The sequence below is a fragment of the Sphingomonas aquatilis genome (genome assembly GCF_014196115.1).
Classification (GTDB): Bacteria; Pseudomonadota; Alphaproteobacteria; order Sphingomonadales; family Sphingomonadaceae; genus Sphingomonas; species Sphingomonas aquatilis.
In genome coordinates this window covers 63,112-84,066 of sequence record NZ_JACIDB010000007.1, presented here as the reverse complement: position 1 = coordinate 84,066, position 20,955 = coordinate 63,112, and the positions used below count along the sequence as shown (strand labels likewise).

Annotated in this window: 23 protein-coding genes; 8 read left to right on the top strand and 15 right to left on the bottom strand. The window is 67.3% G+C overall.

Annotated elements, in window-relative coordinates; translation table 11 throughout:
- Positions 1-89: 89 nt before the first annotated feature.
- On the top strand, positions 90-1,097 hold the full coding sequence (locus tag GGR47_RS14430) for a glycosyltransferase family 2 protein (protein WP_147034855.1): 1,008 nt from the start codon (positions 90-92) through the stop codon (positions 1,095-1,097).
- A 136-nt stretch (positions 1,098-1,233) separates the two neighbouring features.
- Here the strand turns inward: GGR47_RS14430 and GGR47_RS14425 are convergent, their stop codons facing one another.
- Complete coding sequence (locus GGR47_RS14425; RefSeq protein ID WP_147034856.1) at positions 1,234-1,776, bottom strand: pseudouridine synthase; 543 nt, start codon at positions 1,774-1,776, stop codon at positions 1,234-1,236.
- 143 nt (positions 1,777-1,919) lie between these two features.
- The gene (locus GGR47_RS14420) at positions 1,920-2,918 is read right to left on the bottom strand and encodes an adenosine kinase (protein ID WP_147034857.1); all 999 of its coding nucleotides are present in this window, start codon (positions 2,916-2,918) and stop codon (positions 1,920-1,922) included.
- A gap of 204 nt (positions 2,919-3,122) precedes the next feature.
- Here GGR47_RS14420 and GGR47_RS14415 point away from each other — a divergent pair, with 204 nt between their 5' ends.
- From GGR47_RS14415 to GGR47_RS14390, 6 genes are all read left to right on the top strand, one after another.
- Entirely contained in the window at positions 3,123-3,806 is a 684-nt protein-coding gene (locus GGR47_RS14415; protein WP_147034858.1) for an EI24 domain-containing protein, read from the top strand.
- Positions 3,803-4,171 (top strand): hypothetical protein, encoded by a 369-nt coding sequence (locus GGR47_RS14410; protein WP_017979379.1) that lies wholly within the window; start codon positions 3,803-3,805, stop codon positions 4,169-4,171. The genes GGR47_RS14415 and GGR47_RS14410 overlap by 4 nt, the downstream gene beginning before the upstream one ends.
- 205 nt (positions 4,172-4,376) lie before the next feature.
- The gene (locus GGR47_RS14405) at positions 4,377-6,425 is read left to right on the top strand and encodes an NAD(+) synthase (protein ID WP_147034859.1); all 2,049 of its coding nucleotides are present in this window, start codon (positions 4,377-4,379) and stop codon (positions 6,423-6,425) included.
- A gap of 42 nt (positions 6,426-6,467) precedes the next feature.
- Positions 6,468-7,328 (top strand): CDP-alcohol phosphatidyltransferase family protein, encoded by an 861-nt coding sequence (locus GGR47_RS14400; RefSeq protein ID WP_020486548.1) that lies wholly within the window; start codon positions 6,468-6,470, stop codon positions 7,326-7,328.
- On the top strand, positions 7,325-8,416 hold the full coding sequence (locus GGR47_RS14395) for an inositol-3-phosphate synthase (RefSeq protein ID WP_017979376.1): 1,092 nt from the start codon (positions 7,325-7,327) through the stop codon (positions 8,414-8,416). The genes GGR47_RS14400 and GGR47_RS14395 overlap by 4 nt, the downstream gene beginning before the upstream one ends.
- Positions 8,416-9,120 carry a phosphocholine cytidylyltransferase family protein gene (locus GGR47_RS14390; RefSeq protein WP_063685592.1) on the top strand — a complete coding sequence of 235 codons (705 nt, stop codon included), beginning with the start codon at positions 8,416-8,418 and terminating at the stop codon, positions 9,118-9,120. Before GGR47_RS14395 ends, GGR47_RS14390 begins: the two co-directional genes overlap by 1 nt.
- A 109-nt stretch (positions 9,121-9,229) precedes the next feature.
- Here GGR47_RS14390 and GGR47_RS14385 read toward each other — a convergent pair whose 3' ends face one another.
- From GGR47_RS14385 to hisB, 10 genes are all read right to left on the bottom strand, one after another.
- Complete coding sequence (locus tag GGR47_RS14385; RefSeq protein ID WP_017979374.1) at positions 9,230-10,849, bottom strand: amino acid permease; 1,620 nt, start codon at positions 10,847-10,849, stop codon at positions 9,230-9,232.
- Between the two features lie 114 nt (positions 10,850-10,963).
- Positions 10,964-11,341, bottom strand: a complete 378-nt coding sequence (locus GGR47_RS14380; RefSeq protein WP_043060092.1) for a histidine triad nucleotide-binding protein — start codon at positions 11,339-11,341, stop codon at positions 10,964-10,966.
- Between the two features lie 175 nt (positions 11,342-11,516).
- Positions 11,517-11,822, bottom strand: coding sequence for a phosphoribosyl-ATP diphosphatase (locus GGR47_RS14375; protein WP_147034860.1), 306 nt, complete (start codon positions 11,820-11,822; stop codon positions 11,517-11,519).
- Positions 11,823-11,854: 32 nt separating this feature from the next.
- Positions 11,855-12,028 carry a hypothetical protein gene (locus GGR47_RS14370; protein ID WP_165800932.1) on the bottom strand — a complete coding sequence of 58 codons (174 nt, stop codon included), beginning with the start codon at positions 12,026-12,028 and terminating at the stop codon, positions 11,855-11,857.
- Positions 12,025-12,396 carry an STAS/SEC14 domain-containing protein gene (locus GGR47_RS14365; protein ID WP_147034862.1) on the bottom strand — a complete coding sequence of 124 codons (372 nt, stop codon included), beginning with the start codon at positions 12,394-12,396 and terminating at the stop codon, positions 12,025-12,027. The genes GGR47_RS14370 and GGR47_RS14365 overlap by 4 nt, the downstream gene beginning before the upstream one ends.
- Before the next feature lie 36 nt (positions 12,397-12,432).
- Positions 12,433-13,203, bottom strand: coding sequence for an imidazole glycerol phosphate synthase subunit HisF (hisF, locus tag GGR47_RS14360; RefSeq protein WP_147034863.1), 771 nt, complete (start codon positions 13,201-13,203; stop codon positions 12,433-12,435).
- Positions 13,204-13,384: 181 nt separating this feature from the next.
- Entirely contained in the window at positions 13,385-14,119 is a 735-nt protein-coding gene (gene hisA / locus GGR47_RS14355) for a 1-(5-phosphoribosyl)-5-[(5-phosphoribosylamino)methylideneamino]imidazole-4-carboxamide isomerase (protein WP_147034864.1), read from the bottom strand.
- Between the two features lie 142 nt (positions 14,120-14,261).
- Positions 14,262-14,867, bottom strand: coding sequence for an imidazole glycerol phosphate synthase subunit HisH (hisH, locus tag GGR47_RS14350; protein ID WP_147034865.1), 606 nt, complete (start codon positions 14,865-14,867; stop codon positions 14,262-14,264).
- On the bottom strand, positions 14,864-15,184 hold the full coding sequence (locus tag GGR47_RS14345) for a YciI family protein (RefSeq protein WP_147034866.1): 321 nt from the start codon (positions 15,182-15,184) through the stop codon (positions 14,864-14,866). The genes hisH and GGR47_RS14345 overlap by 4 nt, the downstream gene beginning before the upstream one ends.
- Positions 15,181-15,768, bottom strand: a complete 588-nt coding sequence (hisB, locus tag GGR47_RS14340; RefSeq protein ID WP_043060085.1) for an imidazoleglycerol-phosphate dehydratase HisB — start codon at positions 15,766-15,768, stop codon at positions 15,181-15,183. Before hisB ends, GGR47_RS14345 begins: the two co-directional genes overlap by 4 nt.
- 102 nt (positions 15,769-15,870) lie before the next feature.
- Here hisB and GGR47_RS14335 point away from each other — a divergent pair, with 102 nt between their 5' ends.
- Complete coding sequence (locus GGR47_RS14335) at positions 15,871-16,356, top strand: SspB family protein (protein ID WP_147034867.1); 486 nt, start codon at positions 15,871-15,873, stop codon at positions 16,354-16,356.
- 847 nt (positions 16,357-17,203) lie between these two features.
- On the opposite strand, the gene GGR47_RS14330 is transcribed toward GGR47_RS14335, so the two are convergent.
- The 3 genes from GGR47_RS14330 to GGR47_RS14320 all read right to left on the bottom strand — a co-directional run bounded on the left by GGR47_RS14330 (position 17,204) and on the right by GGR47_RS14320 (position 20,750).
- Positions 17,204-17,464, bottom strand: a complete 261-nt coding sequence (locus GGR47_RS14330; RefSeq protein ID WP_043060084.1) for an SWIB/MDM2 domain-containing protein — start codon at positions 17,462-17,464, stop codon at positions 17,204-17,206.
- Between the two features lie 47 nt (positions 17,465-17,511).
- The gene (locus GGR47_RS14325; RefSeq protein ID WP_183949573.1) at positions 17,512-17,715 is read right to left on the bottom strand and encodes a hypervirulence associated TUDOR domain-containing protein; all 204 of its coding nucleotides are present in this window, start codon (positions 17,713-17,715) and stop codon (positions 17,512-17,514) included.
- A 74-nt stretch (positions 17,716-17,789) separates the two neighbouring features.
- Positions 17,790-20,750: a TonB-dependent receptor gene (locus GGR47_RS14320; protein WP_147034869.1), complete on the bottom strand. Its 2,961-nt coding sequence runs from the start codon at positions 20,748-20,750 to the stop codon at positions 17,790-17,792.
- Positions 20,751-20,955: the final 205 nt, after the last annotated feature.

Here is a 20,955-nt window from a genome sequence, read left to right as displayed (position 1 = left end):
GGCGGCCTGAACGGGTGCTTCGGCAGGAGCGAATGGTTCATTAACCATCCCGTGCAACTGCCTGCCTATTCCGACAGTGAAAGACTTTCATGCCCTCTGCCCCCATCATTGCCGCGACGCTGATCGTGCGGGACGAGGCGCGGTGTATTGCGCGGTGCCTGGAGAGTGTGGCGCCGTTCGTCGACCGGATGGTGGTGGTGGATACCGGGTCGGTGGACGATACCGTCGCGATCGCAGAGGGTTGCGGGGCGGAGGTGCATCGGCTCGACTGGCCTGACGATTTCGCGGCGGCGCGTAACCATGCGCTGGGGCTGGCTGATGCGGACTGGCATCTGGTGATCGACGCGGACGAATGGATCGTGTCTGGCGGAGAGACCTTGCGCGATTGGTGCGCGGGTGGCGAGCGGCTGGGGCGTGCATGCGTGCTGAGCGGCGATGGCGCGGGCGCGACGACGACGCGGAGCTGGATCACGCGGGTGCTGCCGCGCGGCGTGCGGTTCGAGGGGCGGGTGCATGAGCAGGTCGCCTCCGCTTTGCCGCGGGTGCGGACCGGGCTGCATATCGGGCATGACGGCTATCGGGCGGCGCAGATTGCCCGCAAGCGCGATCGCAACCATCGGCTTTTGTTGGCGGAGCTCGCCGAGCGGCCGGGCGATGCGTACCTGCTGTACCAGATCGCCAAGGATGCCGACATGCGCGGCGACGGCGCGGCGTCGGCGGAGGGCTATGCGCAGGCGGTGGCAGCGACGCCGCCGGACGCGGGCTGGCGGCACGAGCTGGTGACGTGTGCGATCGCCGCGCTGGCAAAGGCGGGGCGACTGGGTGATGCGATGGCGCTGGCCGAGGCGGAAATGCCGCGCTGGACGGAGTCGCCGGATTTCTTCTTCGTGCTGGGCGACCTGCTGCTGCATCATGCCATCGCCGATCCGGCGCGGGCGGTGGACCAGTGGCTGCCGCTGGCGAGCGGGGCGTGGGAGCGGGCGATTGCGATCGGCGAGCGGCCCGATCTGGAGGGCAGCGTCGCGGGGCGGGGCAGTCACCTCGCCCAGCATAACCTTGACGTGGTGCGGGGGCAGTTGGCGATGTTGCGCGGTTAGGGGGGGGCGGTCAGGGTTGCGCTGTGTTACGGGGGGCGTTCCTATCCTCCCCCTCCGTCACCGCCTTTCGGCGGCGCCACCTCCCCCTGGCGGGGGAGGATGTATCACCCCCACGCAAGATCGATCTGTCGGGGCGTCAGGCGTCGCGCCATGCCCCCGGCGCGAGGTCGGCCAGCGTCCAGTCGCCGATCCGCCAGCGCACCAGGCGCAGCGTCGGGTGGCCGACGGCGGCGGTCATGCGGCGGACCTGGCGGTTGCGGCCTTCGCGGATGGTGAGGCGTAGCCAGCGGTCGGGGATCGCCTGGCGCACGCGGATGGGGGGCGTGCGGGGCCACAGGTCTGGCGGGTCGATCGCCTCGACCTCGGCGGGGCGGGTGGGGCCGTCCTTCAGCACGACGCCGGTGCGCAGCGCGGCGAGGGCGGCGGCGTCCGGCACGCCTTCCACCTGCACGAGATAGGTCTTGGGCAGCTTGAACTTCGGATCGGCGATGCGCGCCTGGAGACGGCCGTCGTCGGTCAGCAGCAACAGGCCTTCGCTGTCGCGGTCGAGCCGGCCGGCGGGATAGACGCCGGGTACGTCGATGAAGCGCGACAGCGTGACGCGCTCCGCCGGCGTGCCGCGATCGGTGAACTGGCTGAGCACGTCATAGGGTTTGTTGAAGAGGATCAAGCGGCTCATGTCGGCTCGTGCAGGAAGGAACGCCCGCTGTAACGACGCGCGGCGATGCCTGCCATGGCGATCCGCCCGCCCGGCGGTCCGTCGCACATACGAAAAGGGAGGCGCCGGCCGGCACCTCCCCGTTCGTCATCCAGGAGACGCGATCAGCCGAGCTTGGCGGCCATCAGTGCCTTCATGTCGACGTTCGGACGCGCGCCGAAGTGGCTGATGATTTCGGCGGCGCAGATCGCGCCGAGCTTCAGCGAATCTTCCAGGCCCTTGCCCTGCGCCTGACCGTGCAGGAAGCCGGCGGCGAACAGATCGCCCGCGCCGGTCGTGTCGACGACGCGCTCGATCGGCTCTGCCGCGACTTCGGCACGCGTGCCGTTCTGCAGCGCGCAGGCGCCGTGCGCACCGCGCGTCACGACCAGCGTCGGCACCTGGGCTGCGATCTTGGCGACCGCGGCCTCGAAATCCTCGGTTTCGGCGAGGGCGGCCAGTTCGCCTTCATTGGCGAACAGGATGTCGATCAGGCCATCCGCGATGAGCTGGCGGAAGTCGCCGCCGTGACGGCCGATGCAGAAGACGTCGGACAGCGTGAAGGCGACCTTGCGACCCGCCTTGCGCGCAGCCTCGATCGCGACGCGCATCGCGGCGCGCGGCTCTTCCGGGTCCCACAGATAGCCTTCGAGATACAGGATGGCTGCGTCTTCGATCATGCCGAGATCGAGCGCGGCGGCGGGCAGGAACTGCGATGCGCCGAGATAGGTGTTCATCGTGCGCTGGCCGTCCGGCGTCACGAAGATCAGGCAGCGCGCCGTGGTCGGCTGGCCGGGACGCACGTCGGTGGTGAAGGCGACGCCCGCCGCGCGGATGTCGTGCGCGAACACTTCGCCGAGCTGATCGTCGGCGACCTGGCCGATGAAGCCGGTGCGGCCGCCGAGCGCCGCGATGCCGGCGACGGTGTTCGCCGCCGATCCGCCCGACACCTCACGCCCCGGACCCATGCGATCGTAGAGCGCATCGGCATCCTCGGGCGAAAACATCAGCTGCATCGAGCCCTTGGCGACGCCGATCGACTCGATGAACGCATCGTCGGCCTGCGCGAGGATGTCGACGATCGCATTGCCGATCGCGACGACGTCATAGGTGGGGTGGGACAAAGGAAGCTCCGGTAAAGTCAGATGTCGCTCCCTAGGGGCGTGCGCGGTTTCGCGCAACGCGGGGTGGGGTGGGGGTGTAGGCGGGCGCCTGCCTGCCTAATGCCCTCCGTCACCCCGGAACAAGTCCGGGGTGACGAAGAGAAGGTGGCGCCAGTGACGTGCCAGCCGTTGACGCCCTCGATCGCACGCGCCACCCCACGTTCTATGCTCCGCGCCTTCACCCTCTCGCTCGGCCAGCTTGGCGACGCCGCGATCCTGCGGGTGCTGGCGAAGTCGCTGGCGCTGACGGTGGCGATCTTCGTTCTGCTCGGGCTGGCGTTGTTCGGTGGATTGCACGCGGCCTTCGCCGATCTGGGCGCGGCGCTGGGCGATGGGCTGGCGGGGGCGCTGACGGTGGTCGTGTTCGTCGTTGCCGCCTGGCTGCTGTTCCGCGTGGTCGCGATCGCGGTGATCGGGCTGTTCGGCGACGCGATCGTCGCCGCGGTGGAGGCGCGTCACTATCCCGCCGCGCATGCCGAGGCGCGGGACGTCGGGTTCGTGCGGTCCGGGCGGATGGCGCTCGCGTCGGCGGTGCGGGCGCTGGGCATCAATCTGGTGATGACGCCCGTCTATCTCGCCTTGCTGTTCACCGCGATCGGGCCGGCGATCGCGTTTTTCCTGGTCAATGGCTGGCTGCTGGGGCGCGACCTCGGCGACATGGTGGCGAGCCGGCACATGGACGATGCGACGATGCGGGGCTGGCGCAAGGCGACTCGCGGCCAGCGGTTCGTGCTGGGCCTTGCCGTCGCGGGACTGTTCGTGGTTCCGCTCGCCAATCTGTTCGCGCCGATCCTGGGCGCGGCAATGGCGACGCACCTGTTCCACGGGGGGCGAGGGGGACACGCATGACGACGCGCACGATCTTGAGCCTCGCGCTCGCGGCAGGGCTGGGCGCGTGCGCCGCACCGGGCGCGGTCGGTCCGACGGTCAGCCGGCCGGTCGTGCCCTATACCAGTGCCGGGTTGGAGCGGGTGATCGGGCAAGATGCGGCGGGCCTCGTCCGCCTGTTCGGCCAGCCCGACGCGGACATTCGCGAGGGCGCGGCGCGCAAGCTGCAGTTCGCCGGGCCGATCTGCGTGCTCGACGCCTATCTGTACCCGAAGGAGAATGAGGGGCCGCGCGTCACCTATCTCGATGCGCGCGAGCCGGATGGCAGCACGATCGATCGGGCGAGCTGCGTGGCGGCGCTGACCCGGCGCGAGGGGGGGAAGTAGGGTTTTCCACCGTCACCCCGGCCGGCGGGCCGGGGGGCCGCTTTTCCCGACCCACCGCAAGAAGAAGCGGGACCCCGGGTCAAGCCCGGGGTGACGGGGGAGGGGGGTGCGACGTGGCGGGAAACGCCTTAACATCGCCGGATCGCCCTGGCCCACGAACCGTTGCCGCTAGCCCCTCTTCCTCACAGCGGCTAGCCTTGCCACCATGACCCAGCGTTTCCATTCGATCCACGCCCACCAGATGGTCCGCGTCGCGGCCGCGACGCCGCGCGCGAGCGTCGGCGATATCGACGCGAACCTCGACGCGGCGGTCGCGATGGCGCGGGAGGCGGATGCGCGCGGCGTGGATTGCGTGGTCTTTCCGGAACTCAACCTGACGTCCTACGCGCTCGACGACCTGCACCTGCAATCGGCGCAGCAGCGGGCCAGCGACGCGGCGGTGGTGGCGTTCGCCGAACGGACCGCGGCATGGGCGCCGCTGCTGCTCGTCGGCGCGGCGTTGGTCCGCAACGGGCGGCTCTACAATTGCGCGGTGGCGGTGCATCGCGGGCGCATCCTGGGCGTGGTGCCGAAGAGCTTCCTGCCCAATTACCGCGAATATTACGAAAAGCGCTGGTTCGCACCGGGGCTGGGCCTGACCGGCCTGACGATCCGGCTGGGCGATGCCGACGTGCCGTTCGGCACCGACCTGCTGTTCGCGGCGGAGGATCTGCCGGGTTTCGTCGTGCATGCCGAGATTTGCGAGGATTATTGGGCGCCGACGCCGCCGTCGACGATGGGCGTGCTGGCGGGGGCGACGATCTGCTGCAATCTCAGCGCCTCCAACATCGTCATCGGCAAGGCGCGCGAACGCATGCTGCTGGCCGCCGCGCAATCCGCGCGCGCCGCCTGCGCCTATGTCTATTCCGCCGCAGGACCGGGGGAGAGCACGACCGATCTCGCTTGGGACGGCCAGGGGCTGATCTACGAACTGGGCGAATTGCTGACCGAATCGAGCCGTTTCTCGAACGCGGCCGAGCTTGTCGTCGCCGACATCGATTGCGAGCGGCTGGTGCAGGAGCGGTTGCGCAACGGCACGTTCAACGACAGCGCAGTCGCGGCGGGGCACCCCGAGCGCGACGTCCGCCGAATCGGCTTTACGCATGGTGCGCGCGACGGCGACACCGGCCTCGACCGCCGCATCCGCCGCTTCCCCTTCGTACCCGACGATCCCGCGCGCCGCGACGAGGATTGCTACGAGGCCTTCAACATCCAGGTCGAGGCGCTGGTGAAGCGGCTGTCGGCCACCGGTTCCAAGACGCTCGTCATCGGCGTGTCGGGCGGGCTCGATTCGACGCATGCGCTGATCGTCGCGGCGAAGGCGATGGACCGGATGGGGCGGCCGCGCAGCGACATCCTCGGCTTCACCATGCCGGGCTTCGCCACCGGCGAGGCGACGAAGGGCAATGCTTGGGCGCTGATGCGCGCGCTGGGCTGTACCGCCGACGAGATCGATATCCGCCCCGCCGCGCGCCAGATGCTCGCCGACATGAGCCACCCCTTCGCCCGCGGCGAGGCCGTGTATGACGTCACGTTCGAGAATGTGCAGGCAGGCCTCAGAACCGATTACCTTTTCCGCCTCGCCAATCAGCGTCGCGGCATCGTTCTGGGCACCGGCGACCTCAGCGAGCTGGCGCTCGGCTGGTGTACCTATGGCGTCGGCGACCAGATGAGCCATTATGCGATCAACGCCGGGGTGCCGAAGACGCTGATCCAGTTCCTGATCCGCTGGTGCATCCGGACGGACCAATATGACGCGGCGACCAACGCCGTCCTCGCGACCATCCTGGCGCAGGAGATTTCGCCCGAGCTGGTGCCGGCCGATGCGGATACGGGCGCGATGCAATCGACGGAATCGATGATCGGGCCCTATGCGCTCAACGACTTCTTCGCGCATTACGTGATCCGCCACGGGCTGGCGCCATCGAAGATCGCTTTCTTGGCCTGGCATGCGTGGCACGATGCGGCGCAGGGCGGGTGGCCGGAGGATGTTCCGGCCGATGCGCGCGTCGCCTACGACCTGCCGACGATCAAATATTGGCTGGAGCGTTTTCTGGTCCGCTTCTTCCAGACCAGCCAGTTCAAACGGTCGGCGATCCCCAACGGGCCGAAAGTGTCGGCAGGGGGGGCACTTAGCCCGCGGGGCGATTGGCGGGCACCGTCGGATGGCACTGCGTCAGTATGGCTGAACGAACTGCGCCGAAACGTTCCGTAGAATATTGCCTTCGGTAGCATACGGGCGCAATATGAAGCCCTGATGACACCGCCTCCCCGGGATGGCTCACGCGATCGCCGGATCGAGGACCCATCCAACCTCTATCTGATCCACCCCGCGTCGCACGCCTTGCTCCCCCTTGCCTTGCGGCACGGCGTGTCGGCCAATGCGGTGTCGCTCGCGGGGCTTGCATGCGGCACGGTCGCCGCCTTCGCCTATGCGCAATGGCATGATCCGCTGATGGCGCTGGTCGGTCTCGCCTTCTCGGTCGCCTGGCTGGTCGCCGACGGGCTCGACGGCATGATCGCGCGGGCGACCCGCACCGCGAGCGCGCTCGGGCGGACGCTGGACGGGCTGTGCGATCACGGCGTCTTCGCGCTGATCTATCTGTCGCTCGCCTATACGGTCGGCACGGCCGGGGGCTGGGCGCTGGCGATCGCCGCGGGCGCGTGCCATGCGGTGCAATCGAGCCTGTACGAGGGCGAGCGCGCCCGCTTCCACCGCCGGGCACGCGGCGAGGCGCTGTCGAGCGTGCCGGTGCCGACCGGTCCGTGGCTGGTGCGAGTCTACGACAGCGTCGCGGGCAGCGTCGATCGCATCTCGATGCCGTTCGAACGCCGCTTCGGTGTGGCCGAGGACCGTGCCGCCTTCGGTGCGGCCTATGCCGCCGCCGCGGTGCCGGTGATGCGCCTCCAATCGCTGCTCACCGCGAACGTCCGCGTCTGGACGATCTGCCTCGCCTGCCTGATCGGCAATCCGCGTATTTTCTGGTGGGTCGAGATCGGCCCGCTGTCGGCCATCTGTCTGATCGGCCTCATCCGTCACCGGCGCGTCGAGCGCCGCTTCGTCCACGGCCAAGCGCCGCATTCCATCCTTCTATCCAGCGAACAGGGTCATTCATGAAGAGCATCAACATCGCCATCGTCGGCATCGGCAATTGCGCGAGCTCATTGGTCCAGGGACTCGAATATTACCGCGAAGGCACGAACGACACGGTCGGCCTGATGCACTGGGAAGTCGGCGGCTATAAGCCGTCCGACATCAAGGTCGTCGCCGCCTGGGACGTCGATGCGCGTAAGGTGGGCAAGGACGTCGCCGAGGCGATCTTCGCCAAGCCCAATTGCACCGCGGTCTTCGCCGCCAACATTCCCGCGACCGGCACCGTCGTGAAGATGGGCGCGGTGCTCGACGGCGTCGCCGATCATATGAGCGACTACAAGGACGATCGCACGTTCGTGGTCGCCAACGACACGCAGCCGACCAAGGAACAGGTCGTCGCCGACCTGAAGGCGAGCGGCACCGACGTGCTGATGAACTACCTGCCCGTCGGCAGCCAGGAAGCGACCGAATTCTACGCCGAATGCGCGCTGGAAGCCGGCGTCGCCTTCGTCAACAATATCCCGGTCTTCATCGCGTCGAACCCCGAATGGGCCAAGAAGTTCGAGGATGCCGGCGTCGCGATCATCGGCGACGACATCAAGGCGCAGCTGGGCGCGACGATCGTCCACCGCGTGCTGACCGACCTGTTCGCCAAGCGCGGCGTGAAGCTGGACCGCACCTATCAGCTCAACACCGGCGGCAATACCGACTTCCTCAACATGTCGAACCACCGCCGCCTCGCCAGCAAGAAGGTGTCGAAGACCGAAGCGGTGCAGTCGGTTGCGGCCGAGCGGCTGGAGGACGAGAACGTCCACATCGGCCCGTCGGATTATGTGCCCTGGCAGAACGACAACAAGGTCTGCTTCCTGCGCATGGAAGGCCAGCTGTTCGGCGGGGTGCCGATGAACCTGGAACTGCGCCTGTCGGTCGAGGATTCGCCCAATTCGGCGGGCGTCGCGATCGACATGATCCGTTGCGCCGCGATCGCCAAGGACCGCGGCATCGCCGGCGTGATCGATCCCGCCAGCGCCTATTTCTGCAAGCACCCGCGCCACCAGATGACCGACGATCTCGCGCAGATCGCGGTCGAGGACTTTATCAAGGCCGCCTGATGATCACGACGGGCCTGCTGCTCGCCGCCGGTCAGGGCACCCGCCTGCGCTCGGTCACGCCGTACAAGCCGCTGTGCCCGGTCGCGGGCCGGGCGCTGATCGACCATGCGCTGGACAGCATGGCGGCGGCGGGCCTGACGCGCGTGATCGTCACGCTGGGCTATGGCGCCGATGCGATCGCCGCGCATCTCGCCGGCCGGGACTGGCCGGTCGAGGTGCTGACGGTGATGACCGATTTCCACCAGCCCAACGGCGTCAGCGCGCTTGCCGCGCGGGCGCTGGTGGGGCCGGAAGGCGCGGTGATGGCGATGTGCGACCATCTGGTGCTGCCGCGCCATTATCGGCGCCTCGCCCGTGCGGGTGCGGGGGAGGGGCTGCGGCTCGGCATCGACCGGCGGCTGGGGCATCCCTGGGTCGATCCGCTCGATGTCACTTGCGTCGCGACGCGTGGCGACCGGATCGTCGCGATCGGCAAGGAGCTGGAACCGCACGACTGCTACGACACCGGCGTGTTCGCAGTGGGACAGGCGTTCTTCGATGCGCTCGCAGGCCTCGACAGCCCGTCGCTGACCGAGGGCGTGCGCATCCTTGCCGCGCAGGACCGGGCGCACGTGGTCGATTGTAGCGACCTCGACTGGCTGGACGTCGATGACGCTCCGGCCTTCGCGCATGCCGAGGGCTGGATGACGCGGCTGGCGGCGTAAGCCGCGCCGGGCCGAGGGCGTCCGCCGCAGGGCCGGCGCCTCTGCCACCCACAAACAAAAAGGCCGGGGGATCGCTCCCCCGGCCTTTTTTGCGTGACCGGCGAACCGATCAGTCGAGCTTGCGCGCCGTTTCGGGCTGCATCGACGCATCGTCGACGACGTCGATGATGCCGCGACCGACGTAGGAGCGGCTGCGGCTGTAGCCGAAGTAGATGACAAGGCCGATGAGGCCCCAGATCGGCAGCACCAGCTTCGCCGTCAGCGGCAGCGACAGGTACAGCACGACGCAGCCGATGATCGCGAGCGGCGCGACGACATAGACGGCCGGCGTGCGGAACGGCCGATGACGGCTGGGGTCGGTACGGCGCAGCACCATCACCGAGATCGCCACCATGAAGAAGGCGAACAGCGTGCCGGCGTTGGAGTAATCGGCGAGCTTGCCGACCGGCAGGATCGCCGCCGCCACCGCCGCGGCGACGCCGGTCATCAGCGTGACGACGTGCGGCGTGCGATAGCGCGGGTGGACCGAGGCAAGCTTGTTCGGCAGCAGGCCGTCGCGCGCCATGGTGAAGAAGATGCGCGTCTGCCCGAACATCATCATCAGCACAACCGACGGCAGTGCGAGCACTGCGGCGAGGCCGACGAGGCGGCCGATCATCGGCCAGTTGATCACGTCGAGGACGTGGACCAGCGCTTCCTTCGAGCAGACGAGCGGTTCGAGCGCGCCGCTGGCGACGATCGCGGCGCAGCGGCCGGCGATTTCCGGCGTACCCGGCGAGAGCACTTTGCCGGCGAGCGAGGTGACCGGCTGTGCGCCGATCGCCCCGATCGCGCCCGAGGCGACGAGGATGTAGAAGATGGTGCAGATCGCGAGGCTGCCGATCAGGCCGATCGGCACGTTGCGCTGCGGGTTCTTCGTTTCTTCCGCGGCGGTCGAGACGGCGTCGAAGCCGACATAGGCGAAGAAGATCGAGGCGGCGGCACCCAGCACGCCGAGGCCCGACGAACTGAACGGATTGCCGATGCCGGTGGGCAGGAACGGATTGAAATTGTCCGCCTTCATCACCGGAATCGTCAGCGCGACGAAGGCGGTGAGCGCGGTGATCTTGATCGCGACCAGCACCGCGTTGACACGCGCGCTCTCGGTGGTGCCGATGATGAGCAGCCAGGTGACGAACGACACGACGATGATCGCGGGCACGTTGACCCAGCCGCCCACCGCCATCGCCTGCGTCAGATCAGGGCTGGGGGCGGCGCCGAAGGCGAGGTACATGTGCGCCATCAACGCGTCGGCGTTGCTGATCGCGGCGGGCACATGGAAGCCGATGCCGTTGAGCAGACCGACCGCATGGTTCGACCAGCCGACCGCGACGGCGCTGGCGCCGACCGCATATTCGAGGATCAGCGCCCAGCCGACCATCCAGGCGAGGATCTCACCCGTCACCGCATAAGTGTAGGTGTAGGCCGAGCCCGACACCGGCACCATCGAGGCGAGTTCGGAATAGCAGAGCGCGGCGACCGCGCAGATGAAGCCGGCGACGAGGAAGCTGAGCAGCATGCCCGGCCCCGCCTTTTGCGCGGCTTCGGACGTCAGCACGAAAATGCCGGTGCCGATGACGGCGCCGATGCCGAGCATGGTGAGCTGAAAGGCCCCGAGCGAGCGATGCAGGCCCTTCTTTTCGGCCGTGGCGAGAATGGCGTCGAGTGGTTTGACGCGCCCGAATATCATGTAGCGTATCCCCCCAGGTGCGTAACGGTCATGAACGCGCCGCCGCATTGGTGAAGCGGGGGATGCTAGTCTCAAATGAAACGGAGGCAATCCCCTTAATGCAGGTGGATGGCGTTACCGCGCGAGCATGGGGCCCAGCGGTGCGCCGCCGAACAGGTGGACGTGTAGGTGCGGCACCTCCTGCCCGGCATGGCCGCCGATATTGGCGAGCAGGCGATAGCCGGGGGCGACGAGGCCGTGGTCGCGCGCGACATGCCCCACCGCGCGGACGAAGCCAGCGATCTCCGCGTCGGACGCACGGGCGCTGAAATCGTCCCACGAGACGTAGGGGCCGCGCGGAATCACCAGGATATGGACCGGCGCGACGGGCGCGATGTCGTGGAAGGCGACGGCGTAATCGTCCTCGTACACGCGCTTCGACGGTATTTCGTCGCGCAGGATCTTCGCGAAGACGTTCTGGTCGTCATAGGGTAGGGTGGCGTCGATCGGCATGCGGGTCCTCCTGCGGGCCTGTGTAGCCGGGTTGTGGGGGGCGATCGAGCCTTGCCTTGGTGCTACCCCGTCACCCCGGACTTGATCCGGGGTCCCGCTGCCTGCGACGGCAAAAAGAAGCGTCACCCCGGATCAAGTCCGGGGTGACGAGGGGGGTATCCGCGTTTCGGCCGCGTTACCGGCTGGCCTTTTCGACGTGGCCCGACACGCCTTCGCGGCGCGCCAGTTCGGCGCGGACGTCGTCCAGCGACAGGCCGGCGTCGGCGAGCAGGACGAGCAGGTGGAAGACGAGGTCCGCCGCCTCGGACACCAGTTTGTCCGGCTCCGCCAAGGCGGCGATGACGGTTTCGGTCGCTTCCTCACCGACCTTCTGCGCGATCTTCGGCCGGCCCTTGGCGAACAGGCTGGCGACGTACGACGTGCCGGCATCGGCATCGCGGCGGCTGCGGATCGTGGCGTCCAGGCGGTCGAGCGGGTCCATAGGCCCCGCTTGGCGCGGGGCAGGGGGCGGGGTCAATCCTTGTCGGCGTTGCGGTGCGCAAAGCGACGACGCAGCGCGCGCCGGACGAGCCACAGGCCGAGCGCCGCGACGACGAACAGCGCGATGTCGGACCATTCGGGGCCGGTGCGGCGGTGGACGGTGCCGGAATGGCCGCCGGCGACCGACAGCAGGGCGAGCGACGTCATGCCGCGGCGACCGCGTCCGGCGCGGTCAGCCAGTCCCATGATGCCTCGGCAGTGTCGAAGATGCGCAGATAGGGTTGCGTCATAAGCCGCTGCACTTGCAGGCGGGTGATCGCGCTGGCGGTGACGATGGCGATCCGGCTGGCGCGCGGGAAGCCGGCCAGTCGCTCATGGATCGCCGCGGCGGCCTGCACGGGCTGGACGCTGCACGCGCCCATGTCGATCCGCAGGCGATAGCCGTTCGTGAAGCCTTCCTTGCGGAACCGGTCCACCAGTTCCGCAGCATAGCGTTCGACGCCGGCCAGATCGAACAGCTTCTGCCATTGAATATCCAGCAGGTTGTACTCATGCCGAAAGGAAATGGTGTACATGGCTGACCTGTATAGCGGTCAAGCCTTGCGGAAACGCTAAGCGAGGATCGGCCGGCGGACCGGAATTCCCGCCTGTGCCAGCGCGTTATGCGCATCGGCGATGCTCGCCTCACCGAAATGGAAGATCGAGGCGGCGAGCACCGCGCTGGCATGGCCGTCTCGGATGCCGGCGACCAGATCGTCCAAGCCGCCGACGCCGCCCGAGGCGACGACGGGCACGCTGACCCGATCGGCGATGGCGCGGACGAGATCGAGGTCATAGCCCGAGCGGGTGCCGTCCTTGTCCATCGAGGTGACGAGCAGCTCGCCCGCGCCGAGATCGGCGAGGCGCAGCGCGTGCTCGATCGCGTCGATACCGGTCGGGCGGCGGCCGCCGTGGGTGAACACCTCCCAGCGGTCCCCGACACGACGTGCATCGACTGAGGCGACGCAGCACTGGCTGCCGAAGCGCTCGGCGATGTCGGCGACGACTTCGGGCCGCGCGACCGCGGCGGAATTGACCGCGACCTTGTCCGCCCCCGCCAGCAGCAGTGCGCGGGCGTCGTCGGCGGTGCGCACGCCGCCGCCGACGGTCAGCGGCATGAAGCACACCGCGGCGGTGCGGCGCACGACGTCGAGGATCGTGCCGCGGTTTTCGTGGGATGCGGTGATGTCGAGGAAGCAGAGTTCGTCGGCACCGGCGGCGTCATAGGCGCGCGCCTGCTCGACCGGATCGCCGGCGTCGCGCAATTCGACGAAGTTCACGCCCTTCACCACGCGGCCGTCGGCGACGTCGAGGCAGGGGATCACACGGGCGCGGACGGTCATCGGTTTGTCCCGAAGTCAGGAATGGGTTCGCGCGAAGACGCGAAGACGCGAAGAGGTCCGGTCGCTTGGCCACGGGTTGCTCTGCAATCGCGATCGGGAGACGGCTGGCCGCCTGCGGCGGTGGAATGACGCGGCCACGCGCGCGGCATCTTAGCGTCTTCGCGTCTTCGCGTGAACATCATCACGCCGCCTGTGCGACCGCCAGCGCGGCGGAAAGGTCCAACCGTCCGTCGTACAGCGCGCGGCCAGTGATGATGCCTTCGATGCCGTCCTTGGCATGGATGGAGAGCAGATGGATGTCGTCGATGCCCTTCACGCCGCCGCTGGCGATGACGGGGATCGAGACGGCGCGGGCGAGATCGACGGTCGCGTCGACGTTGCAGCCCTTGAGCAGGCCGTCGCGGCCGACATCGGTGAACAGGAGCGCGGCGACGCCGGCATCCTCGAACCGGCGGGCGAGATCGACGACGCTCGTCGTCGAGACGTCCGCCCAGCCCTTGGTCGCGACCATGCCGTCCTTGGCGTCGACCGCGACGACGATGCCGCCGGGGAAGTCGCGGGCGGCTTCGCGGACGAAATCGGGGTCCTCCAGCGCGGCGGTGCCGATGACGACGCGGGAGACGCCGAGGTCGAACCAGCGCTCCACGCTGGCGCGGTTGCGGATGCCGCCGCCCAGCTGGACGTGGCCCGGGAAGGCGGAGACGATGCCGCGCACCGCCTCGCCATTCACCGATTCGCCGGCGAAGGCGCCGTCGAGGTCGACGACGTGCAGGTGCTGCGCGCCCGCATCCGCGAACAGCATCGCCTGCGCGGCGGGATTGTCGCCATAGACGGTGGCGCGGTCCATATCGCCCTCGGCGAGGCGGACGACCTGGCCGCGCTTGAGGTCGATGGCGGGGAAGACGATGAGGGTCATGCGGCGCTCTTGCTCCCCTCCCTGACAGGGAGGGGTTGGGGGTGGGTGGGGGCTTGGTGATACGGATGCCGCAGGGGTCGGATGGACCGTATGGCCCGGACCACACCCACCCCCGGCCCCTCCCTTCCAGGGAGGGGAGGCATCACGGTCGCCATGCGAGAAACCTCTCCAGCATCGCCAGGCCATAGCGCTGGCTTTTTTCCGGGTGGAATTGCAGCCCCAGCATCGTGTCGCGGGCGATGGCGGCGGTGATCGGGCCGGCGTGGTCGCTGGTGGCGATCACGTCCTCGCCCTCATAGGCGTAGCTGTGCAGGAAATAGGCCTCGCCGGCGGGGACGAGCGGGTTGTCCCCGGTCGGCACGACATCGTTCCAGCCCATGTGCGGGACCTTGGCGTCCATCGTGCCGGGCTCGAGCCGGCGGACGCGGCCGCGCATCCAGCCGAGGCCGCGATGCTCGCCCATCTCTTCGCCGACGTCGGCCATCAGCTGCATGCCGACGCAGACGCCGAGGAAGGGCGCGCCTTCGTGCCGCACGCGGCGATCGAGCGCCTCGACCATGCCGGGCACGGCGCGCAACGCGCTGGCGCATGCGCCGAACGCACCGACGCCGGGCAGGACGATGCGGTCGGCTTTCGCCACCACATCGGCGTCGGCGGTGACGGCGAGGTCGGTCGCGCCGGCCGCGCGCAGGGCGTTTTCGACCGAATGGAGGTTGCCCGCGCCGTAATCGATCAGCGCGATGCTCATGACGCCAGCATATCCTCGAGCGGCAGGGCGGCCATGCTGGCGGTGAAGGGCGTGATCTCGGCGGTGGCGAGGCCGCGCGCGACGAACGGGTCGAGCGACACCATCGCTTCCACTTCCGCGCGCGTGCCGATCGCGATGACGATGCCGCCGGTGCGCGGCTGCTTGCGGCCCGAGGCGATCAGCCGCCCTTCGACATAGCAAGCGCGCAGCCAGTCGACATGGTCGCTCATCGCCGCGTCGATCGCGTCGAGGTCTGCGCCATAGGTCAGCGATACGATGCAGAGCGTCGTGCCGGGGCGGGCGAAGGGTTCGCTCACAGCACGCCCTTGGTCGAGGGGATCGCGTCGCTCTTGCGCGGATCGATCTCGACCGCGGTGCGCAGCGCGCGCGCCAGGCCCTTGAACGCGCTTTCGACGATATGGTGGTTGTTGCTGCCGTACAGCGTCTCGACGTGGAGCGTCAGCCCGGCGGTCTGCGCGAAGCTGTGGAACCAGTGTTCGATCAGCTCGGTGTCGAGCTCGCCCAGCCGCTGCATCGTGAAACCCGACTTCCACACCAGCCATGGCCGCCCCGAAATGTCGAGCGCGACGCGGGTCAGCGTTTCGTCCATCGGGCTCAAGGCGTCGCCGTAGCGGCGGATGCCGCGCTTGTCGCCTAGCGCCTTGGCGATCGCCTGGCCCAGCGCCAGCGCCGAATCCTCGACGGTATGATGGCCGTCGATGTGCAGGTCACCCTCGACCTTGAGGTCGATGTCGATCAGGCCGTGGCGGCTGAGCTGTTCGACCATGTGATCGAGGAAGCCGATGCCGGTCTTGATGCTGTAGACGCCGGTGCCGTCGAGGTTGACGGTGACGTCGATCCGCGTCTCGGCGGTTGAGCGGTTGATCGTGGCGGTGCGCATGGCCGTGCCCCATAGGACGGTTGAGTACACGTCGCCACACACAAATTTCATGGGCCATCGTGGCGGCTTGACCCCGCCGCCGATCGCGCTACCCAAGGGGCCATGACCGACGGCCTGCCCGATAGCCTGATCCCCTATGACGAAATCGTTCAGGAGGCGCTGCGTGCCGTCGTCGGGCGCGTGCTCGGCTCCGTCGCCGATTCGGGCGGACTGCCGGGCGAGCATCATTTCTACATCACGTTCAAGACGCAGGCGCCGGGCGTCGACATCCCGCAGCGGCTGATCGAACGCTTCCCGGACGAAATGACGATCGTCCTGCAGAACCGCTTTTGGGATCTGCTGGTCGACGACCGCAAATTCTCGGTCGGCCTGTCGTTCAATCAGGTCCCGTCGAAGCTGGTCATCCCGTATTCGGCAATCACCGGTTTCCACGATCCGGCGGTGAATTTCGAGCTGCGCTTCCAGGCGACCGAAGGTCCGGACGATGGCCCCGAACCGCATGACGAGGCGGAGAACGACGGCCCCACCGTCACGCCGGCCGAAGATGGGTCGAACGTCGTCAGCGTGGATTTCAAGCGCAAGAAGTGAGGCGCTTCGCCCGCTAGTCGGGTGCGAATGCGGGCGGGGCGGGCAGGGTTGTGCGCGTCGCCGGCCGTCCCCATGTGCCCGTCTGCAAAATTATGGCCACATTTGATGGCTAATGGGCGGTATTCCGGGGGCGGGAGATCGACATGACGTGTGCAGTTTCGGCAATCCTGACGATGACGCGCGCCATCGGCGCAGCGGAGCAGTAAGCCATGCGTCCGCTGAGCTTCTATCTATACGTGCTGGCTGGCGCGTTGATGATCATCGCATCGGTGATCGCCCTGCCGTTCGTTCCGGCGCGGTCGCGCTGAGGGCTGACCGGGCGTTTCTTGGTACGCGCGGTCGCGGGTGTCAGCGGTGATGTCGGCCGGCGACTGGTGTCTGGTTTTGCTTCGATAGACCTTGGGTGGAAGCGTCACCCCTGCGCAGCTGGGGTTTCGCGCGCCTATCGATGCGCGTTACAACCGGGAGATCCCAGCCTGCACTGAGATGACGGTTTGTCGGCGTGGAGGAGGCAGACCCTTTTCTAGCCCGCCCTTTCGTCTTGTTCGGAGGCTTTCCTACCCATCTCGTCACCCCAGACCTGTTCCGGGGTCCACTTCTCCGCGCGGGGGTGGTTGAGGGGGCGTGGCGAACTGGCCAAGCGAGCGTACCGCCGCAGGCACCGTATCTGCGGCACAGTGGACCGCTCACTGAGCCCGGAGTGATCTGGCTGCGCTGTGGCCGTTTTCGATGCTGGGAAGCAGCCTTAGCGATCGCGCGCTGTCACAGCCCGTCACCGCATCCAAACCGATCGGGAACATCGCCGGCCGCATGAGGGCGCGATGTTCCCGATTCGGGGAAGGCGGGGTTACGCCTTGACGTGCTGCGAGATGTACTTGTTCATCTCGAACATCGTCACCTTGTCCTTGCCGAAGACCTTCTTCAGCTTCTCGTCGGCGACGATCTCGCGCTTGTTCTCGGGGTTCTGCAGGTTGTTGGACTTGATATATTCCCACACCTTGCTGATCACCTGGCTGCGCGGCAGCTTCTCGTTGCCGACGACCGCTCCCAGCTCGGGAGACGGCTGCACGGGGGCGTGGATGCCGCCGGTCTTGGGTGCAGTAGCCATCGCATTCCTTCCTGTTTGCGCCCGGTCCAGCCCGGGGCGTTGAAACGTTACGCCTTTTTGAGCGCGTCCGCCTTGTGCGCTGCCTTTCCGCCGTTGTCACTCTTTACAATGAACTGCGGGTCGTCCTTTGACGCGCGGACGGTGTGCCCCTTGACCGTCGTGTCGCTCGTCTGCTTCTTTTCGACCGTGCCATGGGCGGTGCCGCCGTGGCTCTTCCAGGTCACTTCGTCGCCCTTCTTCAGATCTGCCATGATCGCCTCCATTGCGTGGTGGGCGATCAAGCGCTCGGCGGGGCGAAGGGTTGCGCCTTTGCCCCGCCGGCCGATCAGAACTTGAAGCCGACCGCCGCGCCGTATCGGCGCGGTTCGATGGTGAAGATGTTGGTGTACAGGCCCGACGACTGATCGGCGACTGCCTGGCCGGTGATCGCATTGTTGTTGGTCAGGTTCTGAACGAAGGCGCGGACGTAGAAGCGGTCGTCGGGCGCGTTGAGCTGCACCTGCGCGTTGACGACTTCATAGCCCGGCACCCGATCGACGTTCATGTTGAACACGCTGGCCGAGAAATTGCCGGTGTAGTTGAGGTCGGCACGCGGCACGAGGCTCCAGCCGCTGCCGAAGTCCATCGTATATTGGGCGCCCACCGACCATTTGTACATCGGCGCCTGCGGCAGCTTGTTGCCGTTCAGCCCGACGGGCACGCCATCGGTGACCGTCACCGGCGTCTGCGTCGCGGCCGCCTGCGCCTGGAGCACCGAGCAGATGCCGAAGGCGCCGGTCGTGCCGGTGCCGGAGATCGCGGTCGGTCCCTGCAGGCCCACCGCGCGGTTCACCGCGGTGACGAAGCCGTTCGACACCGCCGCGCCGCCCGCATTGGGGATGACGACGCAGTTGGACGCGTTGGTGATATCCTTGATGATGACGGTGTCGGTGCGGCCGCCCGAGGGCAGGCGCGGGTTGATCAGCGCCTTGTTGCCGGTGATTTCGGTGTGCAGGTAGCTGGCGTTCATGTTGACGACGAAGCGCGGGATCGGCGCGACGATCGCTTCGGCCTCCAGGCCGTAGATATTGGCGTCGACGTTATCGTTCACCGCGGTGCGCGCGACGATGCGGCTGAGCTGCAGCCCCTTGTACTTATAATAGAAGCCGGTGACGTTGAGGCGCAGTGCGCTGTTCAGGAAGGTGTTCTTCGACCCGATTTCGAACGCATCGACCTGTTCGGGCGTGAAGGTGGTGGGCACCGAGAAGGTGGCGGCGACCGGCGGGTTGATGCCGCCCGATTTATAGCCGCGCGAATAGGAAGCGTAGAGCAGCTTGTTGTCGTCGATCTTGTAATCGAAGACGGCGCGGCCGGTCAGGCGGCCGAACGACACGTTGCGGCGCGCATAATCCTGGATGCCGGGCGTCGTCGGGTCGAAATCGACCTGCGCATAGTTGAAGCCGTTCTGAATGCCTTGCGCGCCGTACGGCGTCAGGACGTTCAGCGTCAGGTTGCGCGCCTGCACGAACTTGTCGTCATGATTGTAGCGCAGACCCAGCGTCAGCTTGGCGCGCTTGCTGAATTCGAAATAGGTCTCGCCGAAGATGCCGTAGGATTTCAGGCGGAAGCGCGGCGAATCGTTGCGGTAGAAGGGCGTCGACAGGGAGGCATTGCCGCCGACGCCCGGGATCGCCGCCGACGAGGCCGCGCCGAGGATACCCGACGCATAATCCAGGCCGAAGGCGTTGACGAAATAGTCGTTATTCTTGCTGAGGCTGTCGAGGTAGATGCCGCCCAGCAGGAAGTTGAACATGCCGTCGAACTTGCTGTCGATGTGCGCTTCGGCCGAGAACTGGCGGTTCTGAATGCGCGAACGGTCGAAATCGAGGCTCTGCGGGAAGCAGCCGATCGCATTGCCGCCGTACACGCCGACATTGTTCGGATCCGCCGCCGACTGGCAGACGCCGCCGGCCGGCCCGTTGGGGATCAGCGTCTGGCGCACGCCGTTCAGGAAGGCGAAGGGCGATCCGGCACGGCCCAGCGCGTTGAGGTTGGCGAGGCCGGCGTTGTTCGCCAGCGGCGCCTCGACCGCGAGGTTATAGTCGACCGTGCTGTCGACCGAGTTGCGGGTATAGCCGCCGGTGATGTTGAGGTTCACCGGGCCAAAATCGTGGAAGATCTTGACCATATACTGCTCTTCGTCCGCGAAATAGGTCGGACGATAATCGAGCCGCACGGTGCGCACGTCGGCGGGGTTGACGACGCCGGCATAGGGATCGGCCCCGTACAGACTTTGCAGCGCGAAGCGGCCGAGCGCGGGGTTGTTGACGTTGAAGAATTCGGTCGAGGTCAGCACCGCGGCGAGCGTCGAGAGGCCGTTGGTCGTCTCATAGCTCTTGGTATCGGGCAGACAGCCCAGCACGCCGGTGGGATCGCGATGGCACAGCTGCTTCTGGATGCGGCTGCGATTGTCCTTTTCGCGGAAATAATAGCCCATCAGGTCGATGCGCGTGTCGGACGACGGCTCCCACGACAGCGTCCCGCGCACCGCGTACAGATCGCGATCGTCGATGCGGCTGTTGTCGTACGTGTTGAAGGTATAGCCGTCGCGCTTCAGATAGGTGCCGGCGACGCGGATGCCGAGCGTGTCGGTGATCGGCAGATTGAACATCGCCTTCGCGCGCTTCGAATCGTAATTGCCATATTCGAATTCGCCCGCGGCATGGACGCCGCTGAGATCGGGCTTGGCGGTGATGAAGTTGACGACGCCCGACGTCGCGTTGCGGCCGAACAGCGTGCCCTGCGGCCCGCGCAGCACTTCGACGCGTTCGAGGTCGAAGAATTCGCTTTCGAACAGGCGGGTGGTGGCGAGCGGCATGTCGTTGACGTGGATCGCCGTCGCCTGATCGCACGTTACGCCGACGCACAGGTCGCCGATGCCGCGGATCGTGAAGCTGGAGGTCGTATAGCCCGTTTTCGTGAAGGTGATGCTGGGCAGCGACTGTTGCAGCGCGATCGGGTTGACGATCTGCTGCTTTTCGATGTTGTCGGCGGAAAAGGCGCTGACCGCGATCGGCACGTCCTGCAACCGCTGCGACTGACGCTGCGCGGTGACGACGATGTCCTGGATGCCCGTATCGGCGGACGCGGCATTGGGATCGATGCTCTGCGCCGAGGTCGCTTCCTGTCCGGGGCCGTTGGTGGGTGCCGTATTCTGCGCGGACGTGGTAGCGCCCGTCTGTGCGGCGGCGGGCATGGCGGCCGTCATGGCGAGGGCGGATGCGGCAAGCAGTTCGAATTTCTTCATGATGGCCTCGTCTCCCTGTCGCCATCCGGTCTTGCGCCGGTAGAGCGGTTTCCAGTCTTCGGTATGGTGGAGTTAGCGTCGGAATTTCGTCGTCGTCAAACGTTTTGTACAGCGGGAAACTGCCGTATGCGGGGCCGCGGCGGTCACCACGATAAGTTGCGAAATTGAACGTAAGGTTTGCTGCACCGCAGCGATGAGCCTGTTG

What these genes read in the sequence shown, in the direction of transcription:
- GGR47_RS14430 (WP_147034855.1), top strand. Translation starts at nt 90, where the DNA reads ATGCCCTCTGCCCCCATCATTGCCGCGACGCTGATCGTGCGGGACGAG.
- GGR47_RS14425 (WP_147034856.1), bottom strand. Translation starts at nt 1,776, where the DNA reads ATGAGCCGCTTGATCCTCTTCAACAAACCCTATGACGTGCTCAGCCAG.
- GGR47_RS14415 (WP_147034858.1), top strand. Translation starts at nt 3,123, where the DNA reads ATGCTCCGCGCCTTCACCCTCTCGCTCGGCCAGCTTGGCGACGCCGCG.
- GGR47_RS14410 (WP_017979379.1), top strand. Translation starts at nt 3,803, where the DNA reads ATGACGACGCGCACGATCTTGAGCCTCGCGCTCGCGGCAGGGCTGGGC.
- GGR47_RS14405 (WP_147034859.1), top strand. Translation starts at nt 4,377, where the DNA reads ATGACCCAGCGTTTCCATTCGATCCACGCCCACCAGATGGTCCGCGTC.
- GGR47_RS14400 (WP_020486548.1), top strand. Translation starts at nt 6,468, where the DNA reads ATGACACCGCCTCCCCGGGATGGCTCACGCGATCGCCGGATCGAGGAC.
- GGR47_RS14395 (WP_017979376.1), top strand. Translation starts at nt 7,325, where the DNA reads ATGAAGAGCATCAACATCGCCATCGTCGGCATCGGCAATTGCGCGAGC.
- GGR47_RS14390 (WP_063685592.1), top strand. Translation starts at nt 8,416, where the DNA reads ATGATCACGACGGGCCTGCTGCTCGCCGCCGGTCAGGGCACCCGCCTG.
- GGR47_RS14385 (WP_017979374.1), bottom strand. Translation starts at nt 10,849, where the DNA reads ATGATATTCGGGCGCGTCAAACCACTCGACGCCATTCTCGCCACGGCC.
- GGR47_RS14380 (WP_043060092.1), bottom strand. Translation starts at nt 11,341, where the DNA reads ATGCCGATCGACGCCACCCTACCCTATGACGACCAGAACGTCTTCGCG.
- GGR47_RS14375 (WP_147034860.1), bottom strand. Translation starts at nt 11,822, where the DNA reads ATGGACCCGCTCGACCGCCTGGACGCCACGATCCGCAGCCGCCGCGAT.
- GGR47_RS14370 (WP_165800932.1), bottom strand. Translation starts at nt 12,028, where the DNA reads ATGACGTCGCTCGCCCTGCTGTCGGTCGCCGGCGGCCATTCCGGCACC.
- GGR47_RS14365 (WP_147034862.1), bottom strand. Translation starts at nt 12,396, where the DNA reads ATGTACACCATTTCCTTTCGGCATGAGTACAACCTGCTGGATATTCAA.
- hisF (WP_147034863.1), bottom strand. Translation starts at nt 13,203, where the DNA reads ATGACCGTCCGCGCCCGTGTGATCCCCTGCCTCGACGTCGCCGACGGC.
- hisA (WP_147034864.1), bottom strand. Translation starts at nt 14,119, where the DNA reads ATGACCCTCATCGTCTTCCCCGCCATCGACCTCAAGCGCGGCCAGGTC.
- hisH (WP_147034865.1), bottom strand. Translation starts at nt 14,867, where the DNA reads ATGAGCATCGCGCTGATCGATTACGGCGCGGGCAACCTCCATTCGGTC.
- hisB (WP_043060085.1), bottom strand. Translation starts at nt 15,768, where the DNA reads ATGCGCACCGCCACGATCAACCGCTCAACCGCCGAGACGCGGATCGAC.
- GGR47_RS14335 (WP_147034867.1), top strand. Translation starts at nt 15,871, where the DNA reads ATGACCGACGGCCTGCCCGATAGCCTGATCCCCTATGACGAAATCGTT.
- GGR47_RS14330 (WP_043060084.1), bottom strand. Translation starts at nt 17,464, where the DNA reads ATGGCTACTGCACCCAAGACCGGCGGCATCCACGCCCCCGTGCAGCCG.
- GGR47_RS14325 (WP_183949573.1), bottom strand. Translation starts at nt 17,715, where the DNA reads ATGGCAGATCTGAAGAAGGGCGACGAAGTGACCTGGAAGAGCCACGGC.
- GGR47_RS14320 (WP_147034869.1), bottom strand. Translation starts at nt 20,750, where the DNA reads ATGAAGAAATTCGAACTGCTTGCCGCATCCGCCCTCGCCATGACGGCC.